We start from the raw sequence: 12231 nt of genomic DNA on the forward strand, positions 1-12231 counted from the left end.
AATATATACGTAAGAAATGAAACAAAGATAGTTAAACTTTGTAAAAAAGTTACATTAAGCTTTCTTACAATTCATTAGCAAACTCAATTGCCTTTCTCAAGGCGGCTAGCTTGTTGTTCACTTCTTGCATTTCAGAGGCAATATTTGACTTGGCTACAACTCCCATGCCAGCTTGGTAAAACAACGTATTGTTTTTACTCAAAAATGTACGAATCGTAATGCAGTGGTTGAAGTCGCCGTTGAAACTAATATGCCCAAGTGCGCCGCCATAAATGCTACGATTGGTACGTTCGAGGCGATTGATGATGGTCATGGCGTTGTGTTTGGGTGCTCCCGAAAGCGTTCCTGCGGGGAATGTATCTGCCACAAGTTGAAGCGGATTTACCCCTTCACTCATCTTGCCCGTTACTTTTGAAACAAGGTGGATAACGTGCGAGAAAAACTGAGCTTCTTTGTAGGTTTCTACTTTTACCACGTCGCAGCTACGGCTCAAATCATTACGGGCAAGGTCAACGAGCATCACGTGTTCGGCCGTTTCTTTGGGGTCAGCGGCGAGTTGGCGGGCTAGTTCGGCGTCTTTTTCGTCGTCGCCAGTGCGGCGGAAAGTACCTGCAATGGGGTGGATTTCGGCGTGGCCGTTTTTGATAAAAATTTGTTTCTCGGGCGACGAACCAAATACTTTGTAGCCGCCAAAGTCGAAGAAAAACAAGTAGGGTGAAGGGTTAACCGAACGCAAAGCACGGTAAACGTTGAACTCGTCACCTTCAAATTTTTTGCTGAATCTTCGCGACGGAACAATCTGAAAAACGTCGCCGCGTAAGCAGTGGTTGATGCATTGTTGGATGATACCCTCCATTTCGGGGTCGGTTACGTTGCTCTGCTCACTTTCTTGGGCTTTAAAGCGGAAAGTAGCCATTTTAGGCGCTTTTACAATCATTTCGAGCGAGTCTAAGTCCATACCCATCGACTTGCTATGATTCGCGTCGTCGCGCGTTACGCCATAATCGTGTTCAAAAAGATATACTTCGTCTTTGAAGTGGTTGAAGGCAATCACAAACCGGTACACCCGATACACCATCTGCGGAATGGCATTGTCAGGGGTTTTTTCTTGAATCTCAATGTCTTCAAAATACTCAACCGAATCGTACGTAATATGTCCAAACAAGCCTCCGTTGATGAAAGGGTGCTCGTTTTTAGGGGCGTCGAAGCGGTGAATAAAATCATGCAACGTCTGCATGGCCTGTTTGCGATAAGGCAAGCGGAACGTTTCTTCACTGCCATCAGGAAAGGTTTGAGTGACAACGTCTTCGTCGATGACAAAAGAAGCAACGGGGTCGCAAGCGATGACGCTAAAGCCGTGTTCCATGCCGTGGTACTCGGCACTTTCGAGCATTACGGTATAAGGAAACTTATCGCGAAGTTTGAGATAAACGCCCACGGGCGTAAGCATGTCACCTAGCAATTTTCTGCTTTGGGTACTGATTTTGAAGGTAGTGTCGGTGGTTGTCATGTATCATTTGAGATTGAGGTGCATAAAAATAAAAAGCCCGCTGTTTGATGAACAGCGGGCTTTTTTGGGTAAAAAAGTGAGCATAGTGCTATCTGTTCATCTCGGAAAAGAAGAACGCCACCACCAGCTTGTATTTTTTACGTTTGGATTCATGTCACAAAAGTACAATCGTGTTTTAAAAAACCAAATTTTTATTTTGAGAGGTGTTGAGAACCCTTACTTTTTCTTGTAGAAGTTATAGATGACCGATACCTGCAACGTGCGGTTGTAGAGCGACTCGGTAGAAGTGCTCGAAATATTGGTAAAACCGTGTACGTAGCGAAGGTTGAGGCTAAAGTCTTCGGCCATGTCCATAAAATCAAAGCGAAGTCCAGAGCCTAAGCTAAACTCATTTTTACGAAGGGGAACAATTGTGTTTGGGTTGTGAAGCAAGTAGCTGATTTCGGGAGCTACTTCCAACGTAAGACCTTCGGTGATGGTATAGCCTACCGTTGGTACAAAACTTCCGTAGTTGAAGTTATTCCGAACTACCTGAAATTCACCCTTGAACGTTCCTCCGCGTACAGAAAGCTGTACTTCGGGCTGGAACACCCATTTTCTATCGGGCGTACGATAACGAAAAAACACGCCCAAATTAGGGTGTGATTGGCGTTTGAGGCTGTAAATAAAGTTTGGAGAATAGGTACTTCGCGCAATGTTCAAGCCTGCCTTTACCCCAAAATGTGGTTTAAGATAGAGCGTTTGGGCGGAAGAACCGAAGGTTAAAAACGCGAAAAAAAGTAATAATTTGTGTCTCAAATTCATTGTGATAGTTAATTAAATAGTCATCTAATTCAAGCTAGGGTCGGTTGGAAAATGTGATTTGACCCTATACTCGCCTCCCATTCGTCTCAAAACTGCTCTCCACAGCTGTTCGGAAGGAGTGGTAAATAAAAATGATGGATCGGCATCGGCCACAATCCACGCATTTTGGTTGATTTCTTCCTCCAGTTGCCCTCCCGACCAGCCTGAATACCCAATGAAAAAACGTATATCTTGCTCGGTTATTTTGCCAACGTTGAGAAGGCTTACAATTTGTTCAAAATCACCACTCCAGAAACAGTTTTCGCCTACTGGAATGGCGTCTTCAATAAACGGGAGTTGGTGTAAAAAATGCAAGGTGTTTTGCTCGACAGGCCCACCCAAGTACAACGGAAGGTTGTTGACAACGGGCTCGCGCAAAACGTCGTTTAAGCTCAAATTGGTGGTTTGATTAAGGACTAGCCCAAACGTACCTTGCTCGTTGTGCTCGCACATAAACACAACACTTCGCTCAAAATTGGAGTCGTCTAAGAAGGGTTCTGCAATCAAAAGTTTTCCTGTAGTGGGCTTTTTTATTGGCACAATCTTCGTCTGTTTGTGAAATAAGACCTTTCAGAAGACAAAAATAAGGTTTTTTTCTTGGTTACTGAATAGGCATTGGAGGAACTAAATCGGTAAAAAAATAAGTAGTCGTGATGGCAGTGCCTTCGGCGGTGGTATAATGGTACGTTTTTTCGACCGTTTCTCCGATTTGAAAACGGATTGGTTCTGAAAAATAGGGAGCGTCAAAAACAAAGGTGTGAAACTCCCCATTTTCGCCGCAAGGGTCGATGTGTGAAGGTAAATCTTTGACAAAATCGGCATCCAATACCCGTCCGCAAAACGATTTGTCGAGCACATCGCCATTGACACTCACGACGATAGTTTGAAAACCGTTTGTCCAAAATTCGTTTAATAATTCGAGAGAAGCCCGTTTCCACAAGGGAAAAACGCCCGTCAGTCCCAGGGGCCGCAGTCGCTCTTCGCGGTGTTGCCGAAGGTCTTCTAAAAAAATATCACCAAAGACCGAATGCGTTATGCCCGATGCTACCAAAGGCGTCAATGTCTCAGCCATGCGGTGGTGGTATTCTTCCATCGAAACGGTTTCGGGCAGTCGAAGCTTGACGAGCGGTAGCCCTAGGGCTTGTGCTTGTTGGTCAAGAAGTTCTTCGCGCACACCGTGCATCGACACCCGCCCATACGCCTCATTGACGGTCGTCAGTAGCTGCGTTACGTCCATGGTGGGGTGTTGCAAAACGTGATAAAGAGACAAAGCAGAATCTTTGCCTCCCGACCAGTTCATGAGGGTTTTGTGTTTCATTTAACCACCGATAACTGTGGAAAACGAACTTTGAGTAATTCAAAGCCACCAAAGAAAATCGCACCGTAGGCAAGCGTACCTGCTAGGAAATTGCGCATGAAAGGAAAACCTTGTGCCAATGCTTGTTGTAGCCCTGCCCAGTCGCGACTGAGAGGAAGCTGCGTGCGAATGTCAGTTCCGCCGCTTAACCAGACCGTAAAATCAGATAAAACCCAATGAGTGACGGCTGCCGCAATGCTGGCTACGACAATGTTTTTGAGGCTTACCTTTTTTAAAAGTACGTTGCCAAGGAGGACAACCAATGCGAAAATGCCATATACCCAGTACCAGCCGTCGTAAATAAAACCATATTGGCCGCCATAAATCACGTTATTGATGACCATATCGCTGATAAAAAGGGTCAGAAGAGGGAAAAACAAGGCTTTTCCGCGCTGCGAAAAATAAGCGCCTGCAAATAGCCCCATGGCCCCAATGGGCGTGAAGTTGGCGACGGCGGAGGGCTGTGCTACGTTGATGATGCGAATCAAAGCAAGGACAAGAATGAAGCACAGTAGGGTCGTAAAACGAGGATTGATTGATTGTTTCATAATTTTTTGATAAATGGTATAGAAAAAAGGGAAACCCTCTCTTCGGCCTTATCAAAACAAGGCAAAAGAGAGGGTCAGCAAAGTCGCTCTTTAACTGAAGACTACAGAGAAATTGATCAGTATTCGTCTTCGTTGAAGAAGAAGTCGTCTTTGGTAGGGTAATCTGGCCAAATCTCCTCGATACTTTCGTAGGGTTGGCCATCGTCTTCAAGTTCTTGAAGGTTTTCGACTACTTCTAACGGTGCTCCTGTGCGAATAGCAAAGTCAATTAATTCATCTTTTGTAGCGGGCCAAGGCGCGTCTTCTAAATAGGAGGCTAGTTCCAATGTCCAATACATACTCTCTTCCTTTTATTGGTTCTAAAATAGGTTAATTATCCAGTCGAATTGTGAAAATCCAACGTTTTTGGGCTGGAAAATGTTGCGAAGGATAGTATTTTTTTTGAATATGTCAAGAAGTTTTTTTTAAGCCCTGATAATCAATAAATTACTTTTATGCCATGATAGAATTCTTGCGCTTGGTAGTCCTTCCGAAGCGGGTGTCCATGCCAATCGTTGGGAAGTAAGATGCGCCGCAAGTCGGGATGGTTCTCAAAGAAAATTCCTACCAAATCGTACGTTTCCCGCTCGTGCCAATCGGCCGTTCGCCAAATGGAGGATACCGAAGGTACCTTGGGCGGTGTGCCATCAGCAGGGCGCTCAACGGTGACTTTGATGGCTAAATTATGCTCATACGGAATCGACGTCAAATGATAAATCACTTCCATCGTGTTGGCGGCTGGGCCATTGTCGATGCCCGTAACACAAGCCAAATAATCAAAAAACAGGCGTTCGTCGTTGGCCAAAAACTGACACAGTTCGAACAACTGGTTTGCCTGAATTTGCACAATGGGTTGGTTGGCTTTTTGGTTGACGACAGAAAACGAATCTATCCCAAACTGTTCGGTCAGTACCTGCGTTATTTCTGAAAATATCATGAGGGTAAGGCTCAATTAGGCTACACGTTTTCTTTTTCTATTTCGAGCAAAAGCGTAGGTGCAAGCGGGTGTTCGTTGCTAATTTTTTCCTGTAGTTTCAAAAACCCACCAATCAATGCCTCGGGGCGCGGTGGGCAGCCAGGTACATATACATCCACGGGGATGATTCTATCTACTCCTTTCACGACGTGGTAGCCATGCTCCCAATAAGGCCCGCCGCAGTTGGAGCAGCTTCCCATCGAAATCACGTAGCGAGGCTCTGGCATTTGCTCATAAAGGCGTCGGATGCGGTCGGCCATTTTGAACGTTACGGTGCCTGCCACAATCATCACGTCCGACTGGCGAGGCGAAGGCCGCGGAAAAATTCCGAAACGTTCCAAGTCGTAGTTGGACGCGTACGAGGCCATCATTTCGATGGCGCAACAGGCCAATCCAAATCCCATCGGCCAAAGCGACGAAAGCCGCGACCAATTGAGCAAGTCTTCGACGCTGGTGACAATCACCCCGCCATCTCCTGTTTTGAGTCTATTGTTTTGTAAATCCATGCTACGCGTTATCGGAGTGCTAAACTTTGACAAAGTTAGGTAAAACGTTGTGAAAGTTAGACGGACTGTGGTTCAAATTGGCCGTTGACAAGGGTGAAAAACTGACTTTGAATGGCTTGTCGCTCGGTGAGGTAATTGTTGTAATGAGGATAAAACCGCAACCGCTCGTCGATGGTTTGGTCGTGGACTCCCTGCAAGCCAAGCATCAACTCACAACCTTCGCGCACGGCAAAGTTTCCGCCGTCTTGGGCTGTGATATAATCAACAAGCTTGTTTTTGATGACGTACTGCTGAAAAAGTGGGTTGCCTTTGTGGCGTATTAAAATTCGCACGCCACACTGCTCGGCGATGGACAAGTCGAGGGCGTCGTCAAAAAAGAAAGCTACTTCGCTGGCTTTCAGACCTCGGCTGCTCATAAAATGTTCGAGTGCTTCGATTTTATGTTTTATCCGAAAATAACAGGCATGGTAATGTTCTCGCTGCACAAGCTGAAACGACAACAAATTTCGCTCCCCCGAAATGACCGCCGTGTAAGGCATAGATGCTTGCGAAAGCCACCAGCCAAAACGCAAGAGGTTGGTTCCCATGGAGTCAACTTCGCTGAAATTGCTGCTGCCTTGTTCGTTTTTGGTGCCGTCGTTAAAGACGCCATCCCAGTCAAAAATAAAAGCTTTGACCGACGATAGTTTTTCGGCCAATTCAGAAACTGGCGTAATAAATTCTCCCCCAAGTTGGGTAAAAATAGCGCTTATGTCAGAAGTCATAAATAAAAAAATACTACAAAAACTTTGTATAACAATATTTTGAGTCGGTGGTTGTATCTGTAATAAAAACAGAAGAACTTGCGTTCGTTATTCAAACTAAAATCCAAACTCGAAATGAAACAAGTAAAAGTAGTGCTTTTCATGACATTTTTGTCGCTTCAACTCTTCGCGCAAGGAAATCCAGATGCTTGTTTAGGGACGTGGTTGACGGGCTCTAAAAAAGGACACGTCCAAATCTATAAACAAGGTGACAAGTATTTTGGTAAAATTATTTGGCTCAAAGAACCCAACGATGAAGCTACAGGCAAACCCAAATTGGATAAAAATAACCCAGACGCACAAAAAAAATCGCGCCCTATCTTGGGCATGGTTAATTTGAACAACTTTGCTTACGATGGCAACAACGTGTGGGAGGGTGGTAAAATCTATGACCCTGAAAACGGAAAAGAGTACAGTTGTAAAATGAAATTGGTGAGCGCTAATCAGCTCGACGTAAGAGGGTTTATTGGCGTGTCGCTCATCGGACGTACCGATAATTGGACAAGAGTTAAATAACGAATGAACAATATCAAAGGGAAAGGTTGTTGCAGAAGAGCAACCTAAAACAACAAACTCGTGAATACGCTTTTTCCTGTTTTCTTGAAACTTGAACAACTTCACGTACTCATCGTAGGTGGTGGGTACGTGGGGTTGGAAAAACTAACGGCCGTGTTGGCCAATTCTCCCCAAACGCAAGTAACGCTCATTGCGCCCGAAATCCGCGAAGAAATTAACGAATTGGCGGCTTCGCACCCTAGCGTTGAATTGATTTATGACCGTTACGAACCACATTTTCTAGAAGGTCGCGATATTGTAATTGTTGGTACCAACGACAAAGCGGTCAATCACCAAGTACAACAAGACTGCAAAGCCCGTAAAATTTTGGTCAACGTGGCCGATACACCCGAGTTGTGTGATTTTTATTTGAGTTCGGTCGTGAAAAAAGGGGATTTAAAGATTGCGATTTCGACCAACGGGAAGTCGCCGACCTTCGCCAAGCGTTTTCGAGAGGTGTTAGAAGAGATTTTGCCCGATTCGCTGCAAGCAACGTTGGATAACTTGCAACAAATTAGAAACAAACTCAAAGGAGATTTTCAGGATAAGCTCGAAAAACTCAATGAAATCACCAACGTGATGAAATAATGTTTAAAACAGATTTAGCGAAAAAGCCTTGTCTTTGAAAACAAAGAAATAAAGCAGGCCAAACAAGATGAGGTAGCTGATAATGAGCCACTTCTTCTTTTGTTCAAATTCCTCGTGGTGGTGGTAGTAGTCGTAATACATGGACGCGGAGAGGCCAAAAATCATGAAAAACCCACACATAACGGCGCAGTGGATGCGGTACGCCACAAATTCGTGGAGAAAACTTGCTCCCAACAATATGTAAAGAAGCCACAAACCAAAGCCTGTACGGTACAAATAGACGCTCAAACGGCGGTCGTTTTTGATGTCAAAAAGTTTATCTAACATAATTCGGAAGGCTGTTTTTTAGTAAAATTAGTTAGTTTTGTAGTAAAAGTCAAGTTTCTACGAACCCTATACGTTCATGCCATTAAAAGTTTTGGTGATTCGGTTTTCTTCCATTGGTGACATTGTGCTGACGACGCCCGTGGTACGATGCCTCAAAACGCAACGTCCTGATATTGAACTCCATTACGTGACCAAGGCTTCGTATCGGTTTTTGATTGCCGACAATCCCTACATTGACAAAATTCACGTGTTAGAAGAAAGCCTTTGGGGGCTTATCGGGAAGCTACGGCAAGAGAAGTTTGATGTGGTCATCGACTTGCACAATAACCTCCGTACCCTCCAATTAAAAACGGCGTTGGGAGTCGAATCGTATAGTTTTAATAAGTTAAACTGGGAAAAATGGCTGTTTGTCAACCTCAAGGTGAAGGCCATGCCCAATGTCCACATCGTAGATCGGTACCTTGATGCCGTCCGAAAGTTGGGGGTTGTCAACGATGACCGAGGGCTCGATTATTTTATTCCTTACAAAGACATCATTGAACCCGATTGGCTGCCCCTCACGCACCAACATGGCTACGTCGCCTATGCCATCGGCGGGCAACACGAAACCAAAAAACTACCGTTGGAACGGATGATTGAGCTTTGTCAAAAAATTAATTATCCGATTGTGTTATTGGGGGGAAAAGAAGATGCCGAAAATGGAGAAGCGATTGAGCGGGCCTTGGGAAAAGAACGGGTGTATAATGCGTGCGGCAAATGCAATTTCAACCAGTCGGCGTCGCTGGTGCAGCAATCGAAATTGGTTTTTAGTCACGATACGGGCCTGATGCACGTGGCGGCGGCTTTCAAGAAAAAAGTGTATTCGATTTGGGGAAATACCGTGCCCGAGTTTGGGATGTATCCTTACCAAACCAACTTTGTCATTCTGGAAAACCGCCAACTAGATTGTCGTCCGTGTTCTAAAATTGGCAATAAACGTTGCCCCAAAGGACATTTTAAGTGCATGAACGAGCTTTCGCTTCAGTTTGAAATCAAAGAGCTTAAACCACAGCAGCGGCCATAAGGTGGCCAATCAGCGCGGTGATTTTCTCCAAGCCTTCGGCGTCCACTTCTGAAAAATCATTGAGCTGGTCGCTGTCAACATCAAGCACCATTGCTACTTCGCCGTTGGCATCAAAAACGGGTAAAACAATTTCAGATTTTGAGGCCGAACTGCACGCAATGTGCCCAGGAAACTCTTCTACGTTGGGTACAATGATGGTTTCGCGGCGGGTATAACAAGCACCACACACGCCCCGATGATACTGGATGCGGGTGCAAGCAATGGGGCCTTGGAAAGGGCCAAGTACCAGTTGCCCGTTTTTAGAGAGATAAAAACCTACCCAAAAAAATTGAAATGCTTCTTTGAGGGCTGCCGTAATATTGGCAAGGTTGGCAATGAGGTCGGTTTCTCCTTCCACAAGGGCTTCGATTTGTGGATAAAGGTGCTCATAAATAAGAGCGCGGTCGGTTGTTTGCGGAAGATGAAGTGTTTCGGCCATCCGTTGATATTCTTTACATTTGTGGTTGTTCGACGTTTACTTTAACCCCCTATTGACGTGTTTTGGCAAGCCACCTCCCAATTTATTCTAAAGAATCGTACGGTACTACTGGGTTTGGTGGTGCTGCTGACAGGTTTTATGGGGTTTCAAGCCTCCAAAGTTCGACTTTCTTACGAATTGGCCAAAATTTTACCCGCTTCAGATACAAATTTTCAGCTTTACGAGGCATTCAAAGCAAGGTACGGTGAAGATGGAAATGTGCTTGTGATGGGCGTAGCAACCGACCAAATGTTTCAGCGGGAAGTATTTAGCGATTGGTACGAACTCAATCAAGCAATCAAAAAAATTGAAGGGGTGAAGGAGGTAGTTTCTAACGCCAGTTTGAGGGAAATTGTGCGCAACGATAGCCTGAAACGCTTTGATTTTGTCCCTATTGTCGTTCAAAAACCCCGTTTACAGTCGGAAGTTGACTCGATACGGCTCAAAATCAACCGACTACCTTTTTACCAAGGCTTTATTGTCAGCGAAGACGGCAAGGCGCATTTGATGGCCGTAACCCTCGACCAGCACAAACTCAATGATGAAAGTCGAGGAGAATTGTTGGAGGCGATTTTAAAAGCAACGGCTGCCTTTGAGCAAAAGCACTCCTTAAAAGTGCATTTGTCGGGGTTGCCTTACATCCGTACCGAATTTTCGGCCAAAGTAAGCCGTGAAGTCGTCATGTTTACCATTTTAGCTGTGCTGGTAACGGGCTTGATTTTGATGTTTTTCTTTCGGTCGTGGTGGGTGATGCTGATTTCTTTGGGAGTGGTGCTGATGGGGGTTGTGTGTAGCGTAGGCTACATGGTGTTGTTTGGGTACGAAATTTCGCTGTTGACAGGGCTGATTCCTTCGCTCATGGTGGTGATTGGGGTGCCTAATTCCATTTTTTTGACCAACAAATACCACGAAGAGTTTGGCAAAACCAAAGACAAGCCGCAAGCTTTGGCAACGGCGGCGGAGAAAATTGGAGAAACCACCTTTTGGGCCAACATGACCACCTCCATTGGGTTTGGAGTATTCTATTTGACGGGTAGTAAGTTGTTGGTGGAATTTGGATTGATAGCGTCTTTGAGCGTGATGACAATGTACGTGATTTGTTTGGTATTAATCACCATTTTGTACAGCTATCTTCCTGCTCCCAACGCCAAGCACCTTGCGCGTTTGGAAGGAAAATTTATCAGCCGTTTTCTTCAACAAGTCAATGATTTGGTAAAACACCGCCGTCGGTTCATTTACTTGACAGTGGGGGTTTTGGTGTTAGTGTCGGCGTATGGGCTAAGTCGAATCACCGCCATCGGCTTCATTGTGGATGACTTACCCAAGAATGACCCTATTTTGACTGATTTACAATTTTTTGAACGCCATTTTCACGGAGTCATGCCTTTTGAAGTAAGCATTGACACGGGGCGGCCTGGGAGGGTATTTGCGCCGCAGACGTTGACCAAAATACGGCAGATGCAAAAAGAATTTGCGACGCACCCTGAGTTTACCAAGCCGCTGTCGTTGGTCGAAGCCATCAAGTTTATTTATCAAGCCTATCGTGGCGGAGACCCCAAGTATTTTGTGCTTCCAGGGGCGTTGGAGTTGAACAAGCTGGCTGAATACACGGGGGCGGCCAAAGGGACGGAAGCTAATTTTGGAAGTTTTATTGATACGACGCGCCGTTATACGCGGGTGAGTTTTCAGGTAGCCGATATTGGTACCAAACGCATTGATGCCTTGTACGACCTGCTTCAACCCAGCATTGACAGCATTTTTAACATCAACCCCGAGACAGGGACGTGGGTTGACAAAGAAGACCGATACGAAGCAAAAATTACGGGCAACAGTGTCGTGTTTACCAAAGGCAATGATTATTTGCTCCAAAACCTCATCGAAAGTACGCTATTGGCCATTGGGTTGATTTCGGTACTGATGGTGGTTTTGTTTGGAAATTGGCGAATGATTTTGATTGCCATCATTCCTAGCTTGGTTCCGTTGGTGATTACGGCGGGCATTATGGGTTTTGCAGGAATTCACCTTAAACCCTCAACAACGCTTATTTTTAGCATTGCTTTTGGGCTTTCGTCCGATGGAACGATTTATTTTTTGACCAAATACAAAGACGAATTTCGTAACAAAGGCCGAACCGTTGCTGAGGCCGTTTCTCAAACAATTCAGTTTACGGGAATCAGTATGTTTTACACGGCTATTATACTCTTCGTAGGATTTGCTATTTTTACAGCTTCGACGTTTAAAGGCACAGTGGCGCTGGGAATTTTGGTTTCTATTACCTTGTTAATGGGAATGTTGTCCAATTTAATCCTTCTTCCTGCGTTTTTGTTGTGGATAAATAAAAAACTAGAACAATGAAAATACTTTTTAATATCATACTCATCTTCATTATGTTGGTGGCTTTTGTCCCTGCGTTCCGCCGCTTTTTGTTTTGGCTGTTGGTGGGGCGTCAGTTGGTCAAAGAACAACGTAAAAATACCCCAGCGGCCCAACAACGCCGAGAGGGAGAGATTAGGGTAGAGAAAAAACCTTCCAATTCAGGAACGTCGCGTTTTGAAGGTGGAGAATACGTGGATTACGAGGAAGTGAAAGACTAACCCTT

At 45.0% G+C, this 12231-nt stretch carries 16 protein-coding genes; 5 read left to right on the forward strand and 11 right to left on the reverse strand.

From position 1 onward, the window contains the following. Positions 1-64 precede the first annotated feature (64 nt). The 9 genes from FHS57_RS26105 to FHS57_RS26145 form a co-directional block, all read right to left on the reverse strand. Positions 65-1510, reverse strand: a complete 1446-nt coding sequence (locus FHS57_RS26105) for an anthranilate synthase component I family protein (protein WP_183978871.1) — start codon at positions 1508-1510, stop codon at positions 65-67. 216 nt (positions 1511-1726) lie between these two features. Continuing rightward, complete coding sequence (locus FHS57_RS26110; RefSeq protein WP_183978873.1) at positions 1727-2314, reverse strand: outer membrane beta-barrel protein; 588 nt, start codon at positions 2312-2314, stop codon at positions 1727-1729. A gap of 24 nt (positions 2315-2338) precedes the next feature. After that, positions 2339-2893: a YqgE/AlgH family protein gene (locus tag FHS57_RS26115; RefSeq protein WP_183978875.1), complete on the reverse strand. Its 555-nt coding sequence runs from the start codon at positions 2891-2893 to the stop codon at positions 2339-2341. Between the two features lie 61 nt (positions 2894-2954). Further along, positions 2955-3671 (reverse strand): Dph6-related ATP pyrophosphatase, encoded by a 717-nt coding sequence (locus tag FHS57_RS26120; protein ID WP_229601454.1) that lies wholly within the window; start codon positions 3669-3671, stop codon positions 2955-2957. Then, on the reverse strand, positions 3668-4258 hold the full coding sequence (locus FHS57_RS26125) for a DUF6580 family putative transport protein (RefSeq protein ID WP_183978877.1): 591 nt from the start codon (positions 4256-4258) through the stop codon (positions 3668-3670). Before FHS57_RS26125 ends, FHS57_RS26120 begins: the two co-directional genes overlap by 4 nt. A 116-nt stretch (positions 4259-4374) precedes the next feature. Continuing rightward, positions 4375-4596, reverse strand: coding sequence for a DUF2795 domain-containing protein (locus tag FHS57_RS26130; protein WP_013927448.1), 222 nt, complete (start codon positions 4594-4596; stop codon positions 4375-4377). A 140-nt stretch (positions 4597-4736) separates the two neighbouring features. Then, positions 4737-5234, reverse strand: a complete 498-nt coding sequence (locus FHS57_RS26135) for an NADH-quinone oxidoreductase subunit C (RefSeq protein WP_183978879.1) — start codon at positions 5232-5234, stop codon at positions 4737-4739. A gap of 20 nt (positions 5235-5254) precedes the next feature. Next, positions 5255-5779, reverse strand: a complete 525-nt coding sequence (nuoB, locus tag FHS57_RS26140; RefSeq protein WP_028522406.1) for an NADH-quinone oxidoreductase subunit NuoB — start codon at positions 5777-5779, stop codon at positions 5255-5257. A gap of 56 nt (positions 5780-5835) precedes the next feature. Beyond that, positions 5836-6543, reverse strand: a complete 708-nt coding sequence (locus FHS57_RS26145) for a phosphatase (protein ID WP_183978881.1) — start codon at positions 6541-6543, stop codon at positions 5836-5838. Between the two features lie 114 nt (positions 6544-6657). Here FHS57_RS26145 and FHS57_RS26150 point away from each other — a divergent pair, with 114 nt between their 5' ends. Both FHS57_RS26150 and FHS57_RS26155 read left to right on the forward strand, forming a co-directional pair. After that, the gene (locus FHS57_RS26150; protein ID WP_183978883.1) at positions 6658-7098 is read left to right on the forward strand and encodes a DUF2147 domain-containing protein; all 441 of its coding nucleotides are present in this window, start codon (positions 6658-6660) and stop codon (positions 7096-7098) included. Positions 7099-7158: 60 nt separating this feature from the next. Beyond that, positions 7159-7725 (forward strand): precorrin-2 dehydrogenase/sirohydrochlorin ferrochelatase family protein, encoded by a 567-nt coding sequence (locus FHS57_RS26155; protein WP_183978885.1) that lies wholly within the window; start codon positions 7159-7161, stop codon positions 7723-7725. A gap of 3 nt (positions 7726-7728) precedes the next feature. Here FHS57_RS26155 and FHS57_RS26160 read toward each other — a convergent pair whose 3' ends face one another. Next, entirely contained in the window at positions 7729-8052 is a 324-nt protein-coding gene (locus tag FHS57_RS26160; protein WP_183978887.1) for a hypothetical protein, read from the reverse strand. A 76-nt stretch (positions 8053-8128) separates the two neighbouring features. On the opposite strand from FHS57_RS26160, the gene FHS57_RS26165 reads away from it, so the two are divergent. After that, positions 8129-9115, forward strand: coding sequence for a glycosyltransferase family 9 protein (locus FHS57_RS26165; protein WP_183978888.1), 987 nt, complete (start codon positions 8129-8131; stop codon positions 9113-9115). Here FHS57_RS26165 and msrC read toward each other — a convergent pair. Beyond that, complete coding sequence (msrC, locus tag FHS57_RS26170; RefSeq protein WP_183978890.1) at positions 9093-9593, reverse strand: free L-methionine (R)-S-oxide reductase MsrC; 501 nt, start codon at positions 9591-9593, stop codon at positions 9093-9095. The two genes, FHS57_RS26165 and msrC, sit on opposite strands and share 23 nt — an antisense overlap. Positions 9594-9650: 57 nt before the next feature. On the opposite strand from msrC, the gene FHS57_RS26175 reads away from it, so the two are divergent. Beyond that, on the forward strand, positions 9651-11987 hold the full coding sequence (locus FHS57_RS26175; protein ID WP_310587018.1) for an efflux RND transporter permease subunit: 2337 nt from the start codon (positions 9651-9653) through the stop codon (positions 11985-11987). After that, positions 11984-12226, forward strand: a complete 243-nt coding sequence (locus FHS57_RS26180) for a DUF4834 domain-containing protein (RefSeq protein WP_183978892.1) — start codon at positions 11984-11986, stop codon at positions 12224-12226. Before FHS57_RS26175 ends, FHS57_RS26180 begins: the two co-directional genes overlap by 4 nt. The last annotated feature ends 5 nt before the right edge of the window (positions 12227-12231 follow it).

The sequence above is a fragment of the Runella defluvii genome (genome assembly GCF_014195535.1).
In the GTDB taxonomy this organism is placed as follows: Bacteria; Bacteroidota; Bacteroidia; order Cytophagales; family Spirosomataceae; genus Runella; species Runella defluvii.